The following is a 19,231-nucleotide window of genomic DNA, read 5'->3' on the forward strand; positions in this document are numbered from 1 at the left end:
TACTAAAAAAATAGTAACACCTAATATATTAACAGTTGTTAATCATTATTTCTTTGGTCTTGGAGCAGAAGATACACTTAAATTCTTTCTTCCTTTAGCTCTTCTTCTAGCTAATACTTTACGTCCATTAGCAGATGCCATTCTTTCTCTGAAACCGTGTTTGTTTCTTCTTTTTCTCTTCGATGGTTGGTAAGTTCTTTTCGGCATTATGTATGTTTTTAAAAATGGTCTTTAATTCAATGTTGCTTTTGTGAAATTCCGTCTGCTAAAAGCGTGGGCAAATATACAATAGTTTTTTTGTATTACAAATACTCCTATGTTTTTTTTGAAATATTTTTCAACTTTACAAAAATACGCATTTTTTATGTATTTTTTTCACTTTTTTATTTGTTCGGATAGTCAGACTTCTTACTTTTGCGCAAACCTAACAATAACATGAACAACACTAAATACGTTTTTGTAACAGGAGGCGTAACTTCTTCACTAGGAAAAGGAATTATTGCCGCTTCTTTAGCTAAATTATTACAGCAAAGAGGTTTCTCTGTGACTATCCAAAAATTAGACCCATATATTAATATTGATCCAGGAACATTAAATCCATATGAACATGGTGAATGTTATGTAACTGATGATGGGGCTGAAACAGACTTAGACTTAGGACATTACGAACGTTTTTTAAACATTCCTACCTCACAAGCTAATAACGTTACTACAGGTAAAATTTATCAATCTGTAATAAATAAAGAACGTAAAGGTGAATTTTTAGGAAAAACAGTACAAGTAATACCACATATTACTGATGAAATTAAAGAAAGAATTCAAATCTTAGGAAAAACTGGAGATTATGATATCGTTCTTACTGAAATTGGTGGTACTGTTGGAGATATTGAATCATTACCTTACGTAGAAGCTGTACGTCAATTAAAATGGGAATTAGGAGATGATAACGTTATTGTTATTCATTTAACTTTAGTTCCATATTTAGCTGCCGCTGGTGAATTAAAAACAAAGCCTACACAACACTCTGTAAAAATGTTAATGCAAAGTGGTGTAAGCCCTGACATACTTGTATGCCGTTCTGAACACGACATTAACGACACTATTAAGCGTAAACTAGCGTTATTCTGTAATGTTAAAAAACAAGATGTAATTCAATCTTTAGATGCAGAAACTATTTATGATGTGCCTAATTTAATGTTTAAAGAAGGTTTAGATTATGTAGTTTTAGATAAATTAAAATTATCTACGCGCAGACAACCTAAATTAAAAGCTTGGAATCAGTTTTTAGAACGTCATAAAAATCCTACTGCAACTATTGAAATTGGTTTAGTTGGTAAATATGTCGAATTACACGATTCTTATAAATCTATTACTGAAGCTTTCATTCATGCAGGTGCTGCAAATAAAACAAAAGTTGTAGTTCGTTGGATTCATTCTGAAGAATTAACTCCTGAAAACGCTGCTTCAAAATTAGAAGGATTAAACGGTGTTTTAGTTGCTCCAGGATTTGGAGACAGAGGTATTGAAGGTAAAATTGCGGCCGTACAATGTGTACGTGAAAATAAAATTCCATTTTTAGGAATTTGTTTAGGAATGCAAATGGCTGTTATTGAATATTCTCGTAACGTTTTAGGCTTAAAAGAAGCTAACTCTACTGAAATGGACTCTGAAACTGTTCATCCTGTTATTAATTTAATGGCTGCACAAAAAGAAGTTACTGAAAAAGGTGGAACTATGCGTTTAGGAGCTTGGGATTGTGAAATATCTGAAGATTCTAAAGTATTTAATGCTTATAAAGCTACCTTAATTAGCGAACGTCACCGTCATAGATACGAGTATAACAACGATTATAAAGAGCAATTAGAAAATGCTGGAATGAAATCAACAGGTATAAATCCTGAAACAGGATTAGTTGAAACTGTTGAAATACCTACACACCCTTGGTTTGTTGGTGTTCAATATCACCCAGAATATAAAAGCACGGTATTAAACCCACATCCTTTATTTGTGAGTTTTATAAAAGCTGCTTTACAACAATCTAAAAAGTAAATTTAAAATCCTGTAATTTTTAATTACAGGATTTTTTTTCAACAAGTTGGAATACTATTTGAACTATTAGATTTATAAAAATTAACAATCGTAAAACCATATAAAACAAATTGGTTTTACTTAATTTGGCTACTTTTTTATCTTAAGTAATAAAAAAAATGACAAATTGACATTATAACACATATCAATGGAAGAAAAAAAATTTGATATAAAATCATTCGTAGGAATGCTTTTATTAGGAGGAATACTACTTTGGTGGATGAACACTCGTAAACCTGAAGTTACTCCTGAAACAACAACTCAAACAGCACAGGTTTCTGATGCTTTAACAAGTCAAAACAATATTTCTCGAACAATTTTAAATGATTCATTACAGAAAATTGCTTTAAAAAATCAATTAGGGGCTTTTGCTTATGGTGCTTCAACGGCTAAAACTGGAGTTACTTCTATAGAAAATGACCTTGTTAAATTAACAATTGATAATAAAGGTGGACAAATTACTGAAGCTTTACTTAAAAACTTCAAAACCTACGATTCACTTCCTTTATTTTTGATAAAAGATAAAAATGCTTCTTTTAATATTAACTTCGGAACTACTGATAATCGTATTTTAAATACGAAAGATTTATTATTTGTGCCTACTTTAACTAAAAATGGAGATACGCAAATACTTTCTATGAAATTGAAAGTATCAGAAAATCAATTTTTAGAATATCGTTACGAAATCAAAAAAGATGATTACCGTGTTGATTTTGCTGTTCGTTCACAAGGATTAAGCACTGTAATAAACAGCTCTCAAACAGTTAATTTAGATTGGAATTTAAAAGGTTTTAGACATTGAAAAAAGTTTAAAAACTGAAAATCAATATTCATCTTATTATTACAAAGCTGATAATGAAGTTGATTATTTACAAATGAATGATGATGAAATTGTAAATGATGTAAATTGGGTTGCTTATAAACAACACTTTTTCTCAACTATTTTATCTTCAGATACTCCTTTTAAAGATGCTACATTAAAATCTGTTGATTTTACTGGTGAAGAAAAAGATAAAATTTTCACTAAAACATACGGTTTAAAAACGCCTTTAGCTTTAACAAATGGAGAATTAAATTATAATATGCAATGGTTTTACGGACCTACAAACTATAATTTATTAAAAACATATGAAGGAACTAGTTTAAATGAAATTGCCGATTTAGGTTGGGGGATTTTTGGTTTCTTAAACCGTACTGTATTTTACCCTGTTTTTAACTTATTAAAAGGTTTTATTGGTAATTTTGGATTGATTATTATTCTAATGACAATAGTTGTTCGTATTATTATGTCGCCAGTACTTTATAAGTCATATTTATCGAGTGCAAAAATGAAGGTAATTCGTCCAGAAATGGAAGAAATCAACAAGAAATTCCCAGGAAAAGAAAACGCAATGAAACGCCAACAAGAAACCATGGCGGTACAACGAAAAGCTGGTGTAAGTATGATGTCTGGTTGTATTCCTGCATTATTACAAATGCCTGTATTCTTTGCGTTATTTAAGTTTTTCCCTACAAATATAGATTTTAGACAAAAAACATTCTTATGGGCAAATGATTTATCATCATATGACATGATTTATCAATTACCTTTTAGTATTCCTTTTTATGGAGATCATATTAGTTTATTCCCAATTTTAGCATCTGTTGCTATTTTCTTTTACATGAGAATGAACCAAAATCAGCAAGCAAATATGCAAGCTCCAACGCAAGAAGGAATGCCTGATATGCAAAAAATGATGAAGTATATGATTTACTTCTCTCCTCTTATGATGTTATTTTTCTTTAATAACTATGCTAGTGGATTAAGTTTATATTACTTTATATCAAACTTACTTACTATTGTAATTATGTTAGTTATTAAAAACTTTGTAATTGATGAAGATAAAATTCATGCAAAAATTCAAGAGAATAAAAAGAAGCCAGAAAAAGCTAAGAGTAAATTCCGTGAGCGTTTAGATAGCGCTATGAAACAAGCTCAAGAGCAACAAGCAGCTCAACAAAAAGCTAAGAAAAAATAATATTTTTTCCTATTATAATTACAATACTTAAAAGGTCGCTAAATGCGACCTTTTTTATTTAACATTTTTTTAACAAACTACTTTTAAACCTTTAAATAATTTAGTTGTCTTATCAAAATCTAATCAATTAAATACGCAATGAAAAAACTTATTCTAATTGTTATTTTTATGCTTTCAGTTTCAATTCAAGCACAAAGACCAACAAGAAATCGAGGTAATATCCCCAAAATAACCTTAACAGGAAAAATTATAGAATCTAATACTAAGCAACCTTTAGAATACGCAACTTTAGTACTCACACATAAACGAAGCAAACGTATTTCTGGAGGAATAACAGATGCAAAAGGAAACTTTTCTATTGAAGTTCCTAAAGGATTTTATGAAATTAAAGTAGAATTTATTGGATTTAAAACTAAAAATCTATCAAACAAAAAACTAATAAAAAACACCAACTTAGGTACTATTACGCTTTCTGAAGATGCTGAAAAATTAAATGAAGTTGAAATTATTGCTGAAAAATCAACAGTAGAAATGCGTTTAGACAAAAAGATTTATAACGTTGGTAAAGATATGACCGTAAAAGGCGGAACTGCTTCGGATGTTTTAGACAATGTACCATCAGTAAATGTAGATGCTGAAGGTGCTGTTAGCTTACGTGGAAACGAAAACGTTCGTATTTTAATTGATGGAAAACCCTCTGCTTTAGTTGGATTAACAGGTACAGATGCCTTGCGTAATTTACCTGCTGATGCAATAGAAAAAGTAGAAGTAATAACAGCGCCGTCTGCACGTTATGATGCTGAAGGAACTGCGGGTATTTTAAATATCATCCTTAGAAAAGGAAAAATTACAGGTTTTAACGGTTCATTAAATATTACGGCAGGTAATCCTGATTTACTACGAATTGCACCAAACTTAAATTATCGCACCAAAAAATTCAACTTATTTTCTAATTTTGGTTATTCTTACCGAAAAGGTCCAGGAAATTCAAAAACAACATTTTCTTATTTAAAAAATGGTATTTTAGATAGCACACAAATAGAAGATAGAACTTTTGATAGAAAAAACAAAAACTTCAATGCCTCTATTGGTTTAGAATATTATATCAACAAAAAAAGTTCTATAACAGGTAATTTTGTCTATCGAAAATCTGATGGAGATGATGTTGCTACTAATTTGACAGACAGGTTTTTATTTAATGATTTTTCACAGCCTTTATTAAACGAAACTCGTATAGAAAATGAACAAGAAGATGGTACTGACAAGCAATACTCAATAAATTACACAAATAAATTAAATGATGACGGGCAAAAACTAACCATCGATTTACAATATGGAGATAGCCAAGAAACTGAAAAATCACCAGTTACTGTAAATGGTGTTTTATCTGAATTAAATTCACAAATAACAAGCTCTAAAGAAAAATTACTTCAAATAGATTATGTCTTACCTATCGGAGAAAACAGTCAGTTTGAAATTGGACACAAAGCAACTTATCAAGATTTAAGTTCTGATTTTAAAGTAAATATTTTAGATTCAGAAGATGATTTTGACCCATCAAATGCCATAACTTTTAAACAAAATGTATTTGCTTTTTATTCGCAATATGGGAGTAAAATAAATAAATTCTCGTATCTTTTAGGCTTACGTACCGAAATTACAGATATTGATTTAAACGTATTAACTACAAATCAAGAATCAACAAAAAAATACACAGAATGGTTTCCAACAGTAAATCTTGGCTACGAATTAAACGACAATGAAAACCTAACTTTAGGCTATAGCAAACGTTTAAGAAGACCACGTCATTGGCTATTAAATCCGTTTGAAACCAGAAGTTCTGCAACTAGTGTATTTAGAGGAAACCCCGATTTAAACCCAACATTTACAAACTCTTTGGATTTAGGTTATAACACCAAAATCAGAAAATTTAATTTAGGAGCTTCTATATATTATCAACATTCAACGGATATTGTTCAAGCGGTATCAGTTATAGAAGAAAGAGATGGAAATAATGTTTTTGTACGTCAGCCAGTAAATTTAAATGACGAAAAACGCTACGGATTCGAATTTACAAGTAATTATAATCCTACAAAAAAAGTACGTTTATCAGCAAGTTTTAATTATTATAAATTTAATACCGATGCTTTTTCACATACTTACACCTCGCAAGATGGCTCAAAAATTGTTACAAATTTAGCCGAAGTAAACGAAAATAGTTGGTTTGCTCGTTTTAATTCACAAATCACACTTCCTGGAAAAATAGGTTGGCAAACACGCCTTATCTATCGTGGTCCAAGAAATAGTGCGCAAAGCGATAGAGAAGGAATGTTTATGACAAACCTATCTTTTAGTAAAGATATTTTAAAAGATAAAGCTTCTTTAGTTTTAAATGTCAGTGATTTATTCAATTCTCGTAAACGTGAAAGTATTACGTATTATGGCAATAGAGAAAATCCATCAACAATAGCAGACGGAACTTTTCAATGGCGTGAACGTCAAATATCATTAAGTTTTACGTATCGTTTTAATCAAAAGAAAAAAAGAGAAAAACCATCTGGTCAAAATAATGGAGGTGGCTCAGAATTTAGCGGATAATTATTTGGGCGTTCGAGCGGGCTTTCATTACTCGCTTTTTAGTTTCGGTGCAAAAAAAGCACCGAAACTAAAAGAGCTCAAACATGCCATTCAATCCCTAACGCAATTACATCTTAGAATTAAAATTTTATGTATAAATTAATAATTATAAGTTTATTAATAATAAGCTTTACAGGAAATATAGTAGCACAAAAAAATAATGAAAAAATAATTGATAAAAAATTAGAAAAAGTTCAAGAAAAACTAAAAATCGATAATATTCAATTATTAATAATAAAAGAAGTTGTTTTAAAATATAACAATCAAAAAACAGCACTTCATCAGCAAGAAATACCTGATCAAGAAAAAAGAATTCAAATTAAAGAGTTAAATTTAAAGCAAGAAAAAGAACTACAAGCCTTTTTAGATAAAGAACAACTTGTTGAGTTTAATAAAATAATGAAAGAACAAAAAAAAGAACGCAAAAAAAGTCGTCCTTCAAAAGGTTCAGGAAATAGAAGAGGAAAACGAAACTCTTTTTAAAACAGAAAGGCTCGCTAAATGCGAGCCTTTTGTATGTTTTATAAAAGCCTAGTTACCTTGAGCGGCTTTTTTAGCGTCTCTTTTTAATTTCAAGTTTTCTAAAATTGTTCCACCAATCCAATAAGGAACAACAAATGTTAATAAGAAAATTAACAACCAAAAACCAGTTGTAAAAATAAACATGAATAATACTAATCCTGAAAATTGTGAAAAATCTAACATTTGTTTTCTGTTAATAATTGTTATAATGCAAAATTAGAACTATTTTTCTTTTCATCCAATAAAATCTCCTAAAAATCGCTACTAAAACCTATAAGAATTTGTAATTTTGACTTTAGTTAACTTATATTCTTTTAAATCATTTTAAAATGACAAAGTACAGAATCGAAAAAGACACCATGGGAAATGTTGAAGTTCCTGCGGATAAATATTGGGGAGCACAAACAGAACGCTCTCGTAACAACTTTAAAATAGGTCCTGCTGGCTCAATGCCTTTAGAGATTGTATATGGTTTTGCTTATCTTAAAAAAGCAGCCGCTTATACAAATGCTGAATTAGGTGTTTTAGCCGAAGAAAAAAGAGATTTAATTGCACAAGTTTGTGATGAAATTTTAGCAAGTAAACATGATGATCAATTTCCATTAGTAATCTGGCAAACAGGTTCGGGAACGCAATCGAACATTGAACTGTAACGAAGTAATTGCCAACAGAGCGCACGAAATTGCTGGTAAAGTTATTGGTGAAGGTGAAAAAACTATTCAACCAAATGATGATGTAAACAAATCGCAATCATCAAACGATACTTTTCCTACAGGAATGCACATTGCAGCTTATAAGAAAATTGTAGAAGTTACAATTCCTGGAGTTGAGCAATTACGTGATACTTTACAAGCAAAATCAGAAGCATTTAAAGACGTTGTAAAAATTGGACGTACGCATTTAATGGATGCTACTCCCCTAACTTTAGGACAAGAATTTTCTGGTTATGTAGCACAATTAAACTTCGGATTAAAAGCTTTAAAAAATTCTTTAGAGCATTTATCTCAATTAGCTTTAGGTGGAACTGCTGTTGGTACAGGGTTAAACACTCCAGCTGGTTATGATGTTTTAGTAGCAAAATATATTGCTGAATTTACAGGATTACCTTTTATTACTGCCGAAAACAAATTTGAAGCTTTAGCGGCTCACGATGCTTTTGTTGAAACTCACGGTTCTTTAAAGCAATTAGCAGTTTCTATCAATAAAATAGCCAACGATATTCGTATGATGGCTTCAGGACCTCGTTCTGGTATTGGTGAATTAATTATTCCTGCAAACGAGCCAGGTTCTTCTATTATGCCAGGAAAAGTAAATCCTACGCAAGCAGAAGCAATCACTATGGTTTGTGCGCAAGTTATGGGTAATGACGTTGCTGTTACTATTGGTGGTACTCAAGGACATTACGAATTAAACGTTTTTAAACCAATGATGGCGAAAAACGTATTAGAATCTGCTCAATTAATTGGAGATGCTTGTGTATCTTTCGATGTAAATTGTGCGGCTGGTATTGAGCCAAATCATACTAGAATTACTGAATTAGTAAACAATTCTTTAATGTTAGTTACTGCTTTAAATACAAAAATCGGATATTATAAAGCTGCTGAAATTGCAAATACGGCACACGAAAATGGAACTACTTTAAAAACTGAAGCTGTTCGTTTAGGGTATGTAACCGAAGCTGAATATGACGAATGGGTAAAACCTGAAGAAATGATTGGTGCTTTAAAATAAGCCTTCATTTTTAAATTTTATATATTAAAATCCCTGCAATTTATAATTGTAGGGATTTTTGTTTTTTAATCTTATTTTTGCCTTCGCTATAAAAACAGCGATTACTTATCTCAACTATTCATTTTCAAAAATAAAACATACAAAATGCAAGTAACAAAACTAAATTCTGAAAGTATATTACCACTTACCTGCTCTCGATCTGGATCATGTTGTTTTGGAAAAGATGTAATGCTGAATCCGTGGGAATTATTTAGTTTTAGTCAAGAGAAAAAAATTAGTATTCGTGATTTTCGTGATCTTTATAGTGAGTTCGGAGGTATTCAATTACTTTTTGATGGAAAAACCGATAAAAAAGGACAAAAAGCATGCAGTCAATATCTAGAAAATGCTGGTTGTAGCGTTCATATTGGTCGTCCGTTAGCGTGTCGTTTATATCCGTTAGGTCGTCAAGTTCAATTTGAAAAAGCCGAATATATTTACGAAGGAAACGCTTTTCCATGTTTAACAGATTGTTCTGAAGTGTTAGATTTACCTAAACTTAGTGTTGGTGAATATTTAAAAGGACAAAAAGCGCATCAATATGAAAAAGCATTAGATGCTTATTTAATGATAATGCAAAACATTGCTGATATTGGTTTTGAATTGCTTTTAGATTCGGGCTTATCTGCCTCTGGAGACATAAAAACACTTGCAATTTGGAGAATAATAGGTAAAGAAACACACCAAGAATCTGCAAAAAGAATAGGAAAAGAATGGATGGATTATTTAATGATTCCAAACATAAAAAACCATGAAAACAACCCTGTTATTTTTGCTCAAAAACACAGTGATTTATTACTTTTAAAAGCACAAGAAAAATTCGGAAATTTACAAACATTTGAAGAACTTCATAAAGCTTCGGTTTTAATAATTGCTGTTGCGCTTCATTTATCAAGAGGTTTAAGAGCCGATACAAAAGGACTTTCAGAACATTGGATAGAAACTGCAAAAAGCCACGGTGCTAAAGAATAATAACTTTTTATAAATTTTATTAACTATTTATAAATAAAAAATCCGAAGTAATATTATTTCGGATTTTTTTATAATTAATTAGATTTACAAAACACTAACTTTTTCAATAAGTACATCAAAAAGATAACCTGCACCAAAATCTTTATTCAAAATAACAGTTCCTTTTATAGTAATAATATCGCCAACTTTCACTTTTTCATTCGTTGTAATTGTAATATCATATTCACCATTTCCTGTTGTTCCATCTTGTAAATGAATAAAATTAACACCCATAATTCCGTTATTTACTTTTACCACTTCTCCTTTTATGATAACTTCTTTATTCTGATATACCTTTGGATTTTCAAAAAGTTCTGAAATTCGTATTCCGTTAATAGCTTTTTCAATATTAACGACTTTCGTTTTTCTTTTATTAATATTTTTTTTAACAGTTCTATTGTTGATTTTATTCTTAGTTTTATTTTCTTCATCTCGAACACCTTGTGCAAAAATAACAGTATCAAAAGTTCGTTTTAAAATTTTACTTTCAAAATTTTTCATTTCCATTCCTTCATCATAATAATAGGTCGCTCCTATTTTTATTTGTCTTCCTGGAACTGCTATCCAATATTTTTTATCATTTTCTAAAACTTTCAAATAAATATATCCTCCAGCAGGTATTTTTTCGATTACAACAATTTTATGCGAATTTGAAGATGCTACTTTTTTTACAGATTTTTTTTCTGTCGTTGATTTTGTTGATTTTGTCATTTTTGATTTTTCAGAATCTTTACAACTTGTTATAAATCCTAAAATCATTAAAAAAATTACTGTAAAATATTTCATTATTGTTCTTTTATTTTGGGCGAAAATTACATTTTTTATTTCTAATTTAGGGAAAAAATTAAAATGAAAAAATAATGCAAACAGAAGCAGTTTTTGAAAATATAGCAGAAAGATAAAATCTCTTTTTACAGATTTAATACTTTTTTTAAGAAGGAATTTAAACCCCTTGTTTTTTTATAAATCATTCTGATATTTAGAATATAAAAAAAGCTAGTATCTTTATCTTTTTAAACACAAATTTTCAAGCAAAACAACAAATGACATCAGAAAAAAACATAAAATCATATCAATCAGGATATTTACCTGTTTCTCACGGACACGAACTTTATTTTGAATTATATGGAAATCCAAAAGGGATTCCTGTAATCTATTTACACGGTGGTCCTGGAGCTGGTTTTGGAGATAAAGACAAACAATATTTTGACCCTAAACGATATAATGTACTTTTTTTTGACCAGCGAGGAACTTCTAGAAGTAAACCTTTCGGAAGTATTGAAAATAATACAACTCAACACCTTTTAGAAGATATAAATACATTACTTGATTATGTAAATTTTGATAAAGTCTATGTTTTTGGAGGTTCTTGGGGAAGTACGCTTTCGCTAGTGTATGCTATTCATAATCCTGAAAGAGTATCTGGATTAATTGTCAGAGGTATTTGGTTGGCAAATAAATACGCTTTTGACCATTATATTAGAGGTGGAATTAAAGAATTTTTTCCTGATGTTTGGAATCGTTTTAATAAATTAGTTCCTAAAGGTGAAAATCCTGTGGATTATTATTTAAAAATGATGACCTCTGATGATGTAGAAATCAGTAATAAATATGCTTATGAATGGGCGTATTACGAAATGTCTTTTTACACTATCAATAAAATTACCGATACCGAAGAGGTGTTAAAAACCTTTTCATATAAATCAATGGCTATTTTAGAAGCACACTATATCAAAAATAATTGTTTTATTCCTGAAGATTTTATCATGAATAATATTGATAAAATAAAAGATATTAAAACAGCAATTGTTCACGGAAGATATGATTTTATTTGTACGCCAATTCAAGCTTTCAGATTGCATGAAGGTTTAAATAATTCAACATTAAATATTGAAAACGCAGGACATTCTTCTTCGGATGAAGAAAATAAAATTGCTTTAATTTCTGAATTGAAAAGAATTACTTCTTAAAGTAAAAAACTATCAGTTCGAGTGATTTTTGAATAAAAATAAAATAATTATCGATATAATTTTAAATTCCTTTTAGTCATTAAAATCACTCGAATTGACAAAAACAAAAAAACCTCCAATTAAATTGGAGGTTTTTTTATAAATTAAATTTATTTTTGATTATTTCGATTTTCTAAACATCAACCAAAAACCAATTAAAACAAGTGGAATACTTAATACTTGTCCTGTATTTAATGAGTTGAAAACCCAATCTTCTCTACTATCTACTTGTGCTTTTTTCAAAAATTCGATAAAGAAACGTAACGACCATAAAACAACCATAAACAAACCAAATAAAAATCCTTCTTGATTTTTTTTATCTGTTTTCCAATAGAAATGCCAAAGTGCAAAAAACAACGCTAAATAACTAAAAGCTTCATACAATTGTGTTGGATGACTAGCTACTGTTTCTCCTGCTCTTTTAAAAATAACACCAAAACTAGTTCCTGTTGGTTTTCCGTATATTTCAGAATTAAAAAAGTTTCCTAAACGGATAAAAAATCCTGCCAATGCAACTATAATCCCTACTCTATCTAAAATAAATAACCATGATTTTTCTAAATGTTTTTTAGCATAAAAATATAATGCTATTGGAATACCAATTGCTGCTCCGTGACTTGCAAAACCTGTAAATCCTGTAAACTTCCAAGAACCATCAGCCAATTGTTTCATTGGTAAAAATATTTCTAATAAATGGTTTTGATAATAATCCCAACTATAAAAGAAAACATCTCCTAAACGCATTCCTACTAACATAGAAACGAATACGTACATAAATAACGGATCTAACTTTTCAGCAGGAATTTTATCATTTAGATATATTTTCTTCATCAAATGAAGCCCTAATACAAAAGCAGCTACAAACATTAAACTGTACCAACGGATACCAAAACTACCTATTTTTATAAGTTCAGGATCTAAATCCCATACAATGGATAAAAAATTCATGTATTATTTATTTTACGCCATTAAATTAAAATGACTATTATTTATTTTTCTTTTCTGGCACAGGATCATATCCACTACCACCCCACGGATGACAACTAAAAATTCTTTTTATCGCTAACCAACCACCATAAAATAAGCCGTGTTTTTGCAAAGCTTGTATTGTATAACTAGAGCATGTTGGCGAATATCGACAAGTTGCTGGTGTAAATGGCGAAATAGCAGTTTGATAAAATCGAACCAATAATATAAACGGATATGTTAAAATTTTTTTCAACTTTTTTAATTAATTGAAAAACTAGTTCCTTCTTTTCCGTCTTTTAATTGAACGCCTAAAACTAATAATTCATCACGAATTTGGTCAGATAATGCCCAATCTTTATTTTCACGAGCTTCTTTACGTAACTTAATTAATAACTCAACTACGCCATTAACTTTGTCTGAACTATCTTTTACAGCTTCGTTCATCAATCCTAAAACATCAAAAACAAAAGCGTTTATAGTTGTTGTAAATTCTGATAAATCTGCTTCGGTTAAACTTGCTTTACCTTCTTTTATTTGATTGATTGTTTTTACAGCTTCAAATAAATGAGAAATTAATACAGGCGTATTAAAATCATCATTCATAGCTGCGTAACAATCTTTTTTCCATTTCTGAACATCAAAAGTAGAAGTATTTCCTGCTTCTATTTTATCTAAGAAACTTACAGCTTCCATTAATTTTGAATGCCCTTTTTCTGAAGCTTCTAAAGCTTCACCTGAAAAATCTAAAATACTTCTGTAATTGGCTTGCATGTTAAAAAAACGAACCACACTTGCTGAAAATGCTTTTGGTAAAATGTCATTTTCTCCAGATAAAATCTCGTTAGGTAAAATAAAATTACCTGTTGATTTTGCCATTTTCTGACTATTTAACAACAACATATTGGTGTGCATCCAATAATTTACAGGCGAAACACCGCTACAAGTTTGAGATTGAGCTATTTCACACTCATGATGTGGAAATTTTAAATCCATTCCACCACCGTGAATATCGAATTTTTCACCTAAATATTTTGTACTCATTACTGAACATTCTAAATGCCAACCAGGAAAACCATCGCTCCAAGGCGAAGGCCAACGCATAATATGACGTTCATCTGCTTTTTTCCAAAGTGCAAAATCTTGTGGATTTTTCTTATCAGATTGTCCATCTAAAACTCGTGTATTATGAATTGCATCTTCTATTTTTCGTCCAGAAAGAATTCCATAATTACCAGTTTCGTTATATTTTAATACATCAAAATACACCGAACCATTTACTTCATAAGCAAATCCTTTTTCCATGATTTCTTTAATCATTTCAATTTGCTCAACAATATGACCTGTTGCAGTTGGTTCAATACTTGGAGGTAAAAAATTATAGTTTTTTAAAACATCATGAAAATCAACGGTGTACTTTTGTACCACTTCCATTGGTTCAATTTCTTCTAAACGTGCTTTTTTAGAAATTCTATCTTCACCTTCATCAGCATCATTTTCTAAATGCCCAGCATCGGTAATATTACGCACATAACGCACTTTATATCCTAAATGTAATAAGTAACGATACACCACATCAAAAAACATAAATGTTCTTACGTTTCCTAAATGAGCGTTGCTATATACGGTAGGTCCGCAAACGTACATACCTACACGTCCGTCGTTTACAGTTTTGAAAAGCTCTTTACTTTTTGATAAAGAGTTGTATACTTTTAATTGGTTTTCCTGATATAATTTCATACAAAAAATGACTATTAATAGATGCTAAAGATAGGCACTTTATAAAGAATAATGAAATGGAATTTTAGTGAAGTTTCTGTTAAAAAATAATACTTTTTCTGCTTCGTTGCATTTTGCTTTATATTTATGTATAAATTTACTTTATTATTCCGTTTTTACTTTATATGACTCATAAAAAAAAGGCTACTATTACTGAAACAGCAGGAGTTTCTCAATCAGAAACAACTAGTAAATCATCAGCAGAAAAAATAAAACTTAGTCGAAAAAAAATAATTAGCACACAAGAGTCTGTTTATCAAATACTTTCAGGAAATATTTCTTTTTTAAGTAGAGCAATTACTTTGGTAGAAAGTACTAATTTAAAACATCAAAAACAGGCTAATGAAATTTTAGAAGCTTGTTTAAAACATACAAATAATTCGGTTAGAATAGGAATAACAGGTGTTCCTGGCGTTGGAAAAAGCACTTTTATTGAAGCTTTTGGTAAACATTTGACAAGTATCGGGAAAAAAGTAGCCATTTTAGCCGTAGATCCTAGTAGTTCTGTTCATAAAGGAAGTATTTTAGGTGATAAAACAAGAATGGAAAAATTGGTTACCGATAAAAATGCTTTTATCAGACCTTCGCCAGCTGGAAATTCATTAGGTGGAGTTGCCAAAAAAACACGAGAAAGTATTATTCTATGTGAAGCAGCTGGTTTTGATATCATAATTATTGAAACCGTTGGTGTTGGTCAATCAGAAACTGCGGTACATTCTATGACAGATTTCTTTTTATTACTTAAATTAGCGGGTGCTGGCGATGAATTACAAGGTATAAAAAGAGGAATTGTTGAAATGGCAGATGCAATTGTTATTAATAAATCTGATAGCGGTAACGAGAAAAATGCAAAAATCGCAAAAGTGGAATTTAATAAAGCTCTCCATTTATATCCACCGAAAGATAACGGATGGCAACCAAGTGTTTTATTAGCTAGCGCACTACACCAAAAAGGTATTGTAGAAATTTATACAATGATTAATGAGTATATTACCTCAGCAATTGACACTAATTATTTTGAGCAAAAAAGAAATTATCAGAATAAATATTGGTTGTTAGAAACTATAAATCAGCAATTAAAAAATGATTTTTATAATAATGAAACTATTAAAAAAGCTCTAAAAGAAGAATTAAAAGAGTTAGAAAACAATAAAACAACTCCGTTTACGGCTGCTAAACGATTACTTGACATAAATTATAAAAGTCAAAAATAAGTGTTTTATAAAAATATCTTCTTAAAAAATAAATAGAAATTACTTAAATTAAAAAAAATGGAAAACAATACTTTAACTTGGGATGATTTTACCAAAGTAGAAATGCGTATTGGAACGATTATTTCTGCTGAAATATTTAAAGAAGTAAAAAATCCTGCTTATAAAATGCAAATTGATTTTGGTGAATTTGGCATCAAAAAAACCTCTGCTCAAATTACAAAATTATATACATCAGAAGAATTAATAGGAAATCAAATTGTAGCAGTTACAAACTTTCCTAAAAAACAAATAGCAAATATTATGAGCGAATGTTTAGTACTAGGTGCTGTTGGAAATCATAAAGAAGTTACATTAATATCTCCTGAAAGAAACATTAAAAATGGTACAAGAATTGGATAAAATACTTATCCTCGATTAATCCCCCAAATTTTAGTTTTAAATAATTCAACCGCAACTGCTCTTGATTGTTTAAAATGAATATTAATTATAACAAATAATATTAAATGTTTATTAATAATGCCAATTGTGATATTTACATAGGTAAAGCCGCAGGAAAACACTTAATTAGTGACATCCGAAATGCGAGAAAATCTATAAAAATTGTTTCTCCTTATTTATCTGCTTCTTTAGTAAAAGAACTGATAAAATTAAAGTCTAAAAAATTAAATATTGAATTAATTACCTCTGATGATATTGAAGATTTTACAGGAGATAAAGAAAAAAACATTCATAAATTAATTATTCAAAATAAAACACCAAATAGTTTTGCTAAAAAATGGATTGCTTTTTCACTAATAACAATATTTAGTATTATTGGTGTTTTAGCAACAATGCTATTTGCTTTTTACGAAACTGAAGATATTAGAATTTCCTTCGGGTTTATTGCTGTAATAATACTTTGTTTTGTGTATCGATTTTTTAATAAAAAAAGTAAAAGTAGCAAACACAATTACTATAAATACTCGCAGTTATTTCCTTTTAAAGTATATATGTCTCCATATAAATCAAAATTAAGTGACTCTTTTATCCATAGTAAAATTTATTTAATTGATGATAAAATAGCTTATTTAGGCTCGTTAAACTTTACCGTTAGTGGTTTAAAAAATAATTACGAAACAAGTATTAGAACAAAAGAGTCTAAGGCTATAAAAGAAATTAAAAAAGAAATAAATCAATTATTTCATCATTCTAATTTACATGAAAGAGATATTCAACTTTGGGGTGCTGAATTATATGAACAATCTTCTGAAAAAAATAAAACCATATTTATTAAAAAAATCGTTTAAATATAAACGACTTTATTTTTGGTATATTTGGTTGCAATAAAAACACTATCATTGAAAAAAACACTTTTAGCCGTACTAACAGTTAGTACATTATTTCTTTCTTGTAAGCAAGAAAAAAAGAAACTATTACAACTACTGTTGTATCAAAAAATATGGCTTTTGATAAATTACTGAAAAATTATAATGAAGGTAAATTTAAATTAAATCCGATTAATGCTACGTACGCTGGTGATAATAGATTTAATGATAAATTTCCTAATACTTTGTCTGAAGCTTATCAAAATAAAAGTAATGAATTTTACAATAGTTTTAAAGCTAAACTTACAACTTTTAAAGATGCTAACTTAACCGAAAGTGAGCAAATGAGTAAAGCTGTTTTAGCTTGGGATTGTGATATGGCACTTGCACAAAGTAGCTTTAAAAATGATGTGTTGATGCCTATTAATCAAATGTGGACTATCAATTTAACTATGGGAACTTTAGCTAGTGGTAGCAGTGCTCAACCTTTTAAAACTGTTAAAGATTATAAAAACTGGTTAAGTAGATTAGATGGTTATTATGACTGGATGCAAACTGCCATTGAAAATATGCGTGCAGGTACTAAAAATGGTTTTGTTTTACCTAAATCTTTAATCAAAAAAATAATTCCTCAGTTTAAATCATTAGCCGAAGATAAAACTACAGCGCATTTATTTTATACACCAATAAAAAATTTACCTGAAAGTTTTAATGATGATGATAAAAAAATATTAACAGAAGCATATACTAAAATATTGGACAATAAATTGATTCCGATTTTTAATAAAATGTACACTTTTTTACAAACAGATTATTTAAAAGCTGGTAGAGATAGTAGTGGTATTGATGCCGTACCAAATGGAAAAGCATATTATGCACATGCTATAAGAAATTATACAACTACAGAAATGACTGCAGATGAAATTCATCAACTTGGTTTAAATGAAGTTGCTCGTATTTTATCTGAAATGGAAAAAGTTAAAGAAGAAGTAGGTTTTAAAGGTGATTTAAAAGCATTTTTTGATGATGTTCGTGTAAATAAAAAATTAATGCCTTACACTAACCCAAAACAAATTATTGATAATTTTAATGCAATTCATACTAAAATGAAACCGCAATTAGATAAATTATTTGGTAATAAACCTAAAACAAAATTTGTTGTAAAACAAACTGAAAAATTTAGAGAAGCTTCTGCTAGTGCAGAATATAACGCTGGTTCTTTAGACGGAACTAGACCTGGAATTTTTTACACACCAATTCCTGATGCTACAAAATATAATGTTTTTATGGATGAAGCTTTATTTTTACATGAAGCCATTCCTGGACATCATTATCAAGTTTCATTAACACAAGAAAATCAAGATTTACCTGCTTTCAGAAAAACTTTATGGTACAGTGCTTACGGTGAAGGTTGGGCTTTATATACCGAAAATTTAGGAAAAGAATTAGGTTTATATACTGATCCTTATCAATATTTTGGAATGTTAGGAATGGAAATGCACAGAGCAATCCGTTTAGTTGTTGATACTGGAATTCATACAAAAGGTTGGAGTCGTGAAAAAGCTATTCAATATTCTTTAGATAATGAAGCCGAACCAAAAGCTAGTATTATTTCGGAAATTGAACGTTACATGGCTAATCCAGGACAAGCTTTATCTTATAAAATTGGTCAATTAAAAATAAGAGAATTAAGAGCCAAAGCAAAACAAAAATTAGGTGAAAAATTTGATATTCGTGAATTTCATAATCAAGTTTTAGAAACTGGCTGTATTCCATTAGCTTTATTAGAAAATAAAGTTAATAAGTGGATTTCCAGTAAAAAAATCTAGATAATACATAAAGGATAATAAAAAAAACATAAAAACACCCTTTTTTATTATCCTTTATCCTTTTACTTAACTAGTGAACTTTAT

Annotated in this window: 15 protein-coding genes and 2 pseudogenes; 11 read left to right on the top strand and 6 right to left on the bottom strand. The window is 29.4% G+C overall.

Translation table 11 applies throughout. The annotated features are described in order from the left end of the window. Positions 1-45: 45 nt before the first annotated feature. A complete protein-coding gene (gene rpmH / locus PG913_RS07650; protein ID WP_058884776.1) occupies positions 46-207 on the bottom strand; it encodes a 50S ribosomal protein L34 in 162 nt (53 codons plus the stop codon). Between the two features lie 228 nt (positions 208-435). On the opposite strand from rpmH, the gene PG913_RS07655 reads away from it, so the two are divergent. The 4 genes and pseudogenes from PG913_RS07655 (at position 436) to PG913_RS07670 (ending at position 7,226) form a co-directional block, all read left to right on the top strand. Then, a complete protein-coding gene (locus PG913_RS07655) occupies positions 436-2,049 on the top strand; it encodes a CTP synthase (RefSeq protein ID WP_271230219.1) in 1,614 nt (537 codons plus the stop codon). 187 nt (positions 2,050-2,236) lie between these two features. Further along, positions 2,237-4,106 (top strand): annotated as a pseudogene (yidC, locus tag PG913_RS07660) (membrane protein insertase YidC). A gap of 138 nt (positions 4,107-4,244) precedes the next feature. Beyond that, positions 4,245-6,704 carry a TonB-dependent receptor domain-containing protein gene (locus PG913_RS07665; RefSeq protein ID WP_271230220.1) on the top strand — a complete coding sequence of 820 codons (2,460 nt, stop codon included), beginning with the start codon at positions 4,245-4,247 and terminating at the stop codon, positions 6,702-6,704. A 129-nt stretch (positions 6,705-6,833) separates the two neighbouring features. Beyond that, entirely contained in the window at positions 6,834-7,226 is a 393-nt protein-coding gene (locus tag PG913_RS07670; protein ID WP_271230221.1) for a hypothetical protein, read from the top strand. A 48-nt stretch (positions 7,227-7,274) separates the two neighbouring features. On the opposite strand, the gene PG913_RS07675 is transcribed toward PG913_RS07670, so the two are convergent. Next, a complete protein-coding gene (locus tag PG913_RS07675) occupies positions 7,275-7,448 on the bottom strand; it encodes a hypothetical protein (protein WP_058884772.1) in 174 nt (57 codons plus the stop codon). A gap of 146 nt (positions 7,449-7,594) precedes the next feature. Here PG913_RS07675 and fumC point away from each other — a divergent pair. After that, positions 7,595-8,996 (top strand): annotated as a pseudogene (fumC, locus tag PG913_RS07680) (class II fumarate hydratase). A gap of 144 nt (positions 8,997-9,140) precedes the next feature. After that, complete coding sequence (locus tag PG913_RS07685; RefSeq protein ID WP_271230222.1) at positions 9,141-10,007, top strand: YkgJ family cysteine cluster protein; 867 nt, start codon at positions 9,141-9,143, stop codon at positions 10,005-10,007. An 84-nt stretch (positions 10,008-10,091) separates the two neighbouring features. Here the strand turns inward: PG913_RS07685 and PG913_RS07690 are convergent, their stop codons facing one another. After that, complete coding sequence (locus PG913_RS07690) at positions 10,092-10,832, bottom strand: OB-fold nucleic acid binding domain-containing protein (RefSeq protein ID WP_271230223.1); 741 nt, start codon at positions 10,830-10,832, stop codon at positions 10,092-10,094. Positions 10,833-11,089: 257 nt separating this feature from the next. Here PG913_RS07690 and pip point away from each other — a divergent pair, with 257 nt between their 5' ends. Beyond that, positions 11,090-12,016 (top strand): prolyl aminopeptidase, encoded by a 927-nt coding sequence (pip, locus tag PG913_RS07695; RefSeq protein WP_271230224.1) that lies wholly within the window; start codon positions 11,090-11,092, stop codon positions 12,014-12,016. 159 nt (positions 12,017-12,175) lie between these two features. On the opposite strand, the gene lgt is transcribed toward pip, so the two are convergent. The 3 genes from lgt to cysS are packed head-to-tail and all read right to left on the bottom strand — an operon-like array spanning position 12,176 to position 14,761. Continuing rightward, positions 12,176-13,003 (bottom strand): prolipoprotein diacylglyceryl transferase, encoded by an 828-nt coding sequence (lgt, locus tag PG913_RS07700; RefSeq protein ID WP_271230225.1) that lies wholly within the window; start codon positions 13,001-13,003, stop codon positions 12,176-12,178. Positions 13,004-13,040: 37 nt separating this feature from the next. Beyond that, positions 13,041-13,277, bottom strand: a complete 237-nt coding sequence (yidD, locus tag PG913_RS07705; protein WP_271230226.1) for a membrane protein insertion efficiency factor YidD — start codon at positions 13,275-13,277, stop codon at positions 13,041-13,043. A gap of 5 nt (positions 13,278-13,282) precedes the next feature. Further along, a complete protein-coding gene (gene cysS / locus PG913_RS07710) occupies positions 13,283-14,761 on the bottom strand; it encodes a cysteine--tRNA ligase (RefSeq protein WP_271230227.1) in 1,479 nt (492 codons plus the stop codon). Positions 14,762-14,925: 164 nt separating this feature from the next. Between cysS and meaB the strand changes: the two genes are divergently transcribed. From meaB to PG913_RS07730, 4 genes are all read left to right on the top strand, one after another. Then, positions 14,926-16,014, top strand: a complete 1,089-nt coding sequence (gene meaB, locus PG913_RS07715; RefSeq protein ID WP_271230228.1) for a methylmalonyl Co-A mutase-associated GTPase MeaB — start codon at positions 14,926-14,928, stop codon at positions 16,012-16,014. 57 nt (positions 16,015-16,071) lie between these two features. Then, a complete protein-coding gene (locus PG913_RS07720; protein WP_271230229.1) occupies positions 16,072-16,413 on the top strand; it encodes a tRNA-binding protein in 342 nt (113 codons plus the stop codon). A 104-nt stretch (positions 16,414-16,517) separates the two neighbouring features. Continuing rightward, complete coding sequence (locus PG913_RS07725) at positions 16,518-17,300, top strand: phospholipase D-like domain-containing protein (RefSeq protein WP_271230230.1); 783 nt, start codon at positions 16,518-16,520, stop codon at positions 17,298-17,300. A gap of 152 nt (positions 17,301-17,452) precedes the next feature. Beyond that, entirely contained in the window at positions 17,453-19,147 is a 1,695-nt protein-coding gene (locus tag PG913_RS07730; RefSeq protein ID WP_333780746.1) for a DUF885 domain-containing protein, read from the top strand. Positions 19,148-19,231 lie beyond the last annotated feature (84 nt).

Source organism: Tenacibaculum pacificus (genome assembly GCF_027941775.1).
In the GTDB taxonomy this organism is placed as follows: domain Bacteria; phylum Bacteroidota; class Bacteroidia; order Flavobacteriales; family Flavobacteriaceae; genus Polaribacter; species Polaribacter pacificus_A.

Coding starts and splice junctions, on each gene's coding strand:
- rpmH (WP_058884776.1), bottom strand. CDS start 207: ATGCCGAAAAGAACTTACCAACCATCGAAGAGAAAAAGAAGAAACAAA.
- PG913_RS07655 (WP_271230219.1), top strand. CDS start 436: ATGAACAACACTAAATACGTTTTTGTAACAGGAGGCGTAACTTCTTCA.
- PG913_RS07665 (WP_271230220.1), top strand. CDS start 4,245: ATGAAAAAACTTATTCTAATTGTTATTTTTATGCTTTCAGTTTCAATT.
- PG913_RS07670 (WP_271230221.1), top strand. CDS start 6,834: ATGTATAAATTAATAATTATAAGTTTATTAATAATAAGCTTTACAGGA.
- PG913_RS07675 (WP_058884772.1), bottom strand. CDS start 7,448: ATGTTAGATTTTTCACAATTTTCAGGATTAGTATTATTCATGTTTATT.
- PG913_RS07685 (WP_271230222.1), top strand. CDS start 9,141: ATGCAAGTAACAAAACTAAATTCTGAAAGTATATTACCACTTACCTGC.
- PG913_RS07690 (WP_271230223.1), bottom strand. CDS start 10,832: ATGAAATATTTTACAGTAATTTTTTTAATGATTTTAGGATTTATAACA.
- pip (WP_271230224.1), top strand. CDS start 11,090: ATGACATCAGAAAAAAACATAAAATCATATCAATCAGGATATTTACCT.
- lgt (WP_271230225.1), bottom strand. CDS start 13,003: ATGAATTTTTTATCCATTGTATGGGATTTAGATCCTGAACTTATAAAA.
- cysS (WP_271230227.1), bottom strand. CDS start 14,761: ATGAAATTATATCAGGAAAACCAATTAAAAGTATACAACTCTTTATCA.
- meaB (WP_271230228.1), top strand. CDS start 14,926: ATGACTCATAAAAAAAAGGCTACTATTACTGAAACAGCAGGAGTTTCT.
- PG913_RS07720 (WP_271230229.1), top strand. CDS start 16,072: ATGGAAAACAATACTTTAACTTGGGATGATTTTACCAAAGTAGAAATG.
- PG913_RS07725 (WP_271230230.1), top strand. CDS start 16,518: ATGTTTATTAATAATGCCAATTGTGATATTTACATAGGTAAAGCCGCA.
- PG913_RS07730 (WP_333780746.1), top strand. CDS start 17,453: ATGGCTTTTGATAAATTACTGAAAAATTATAATGAAGGTAAATTTAAA.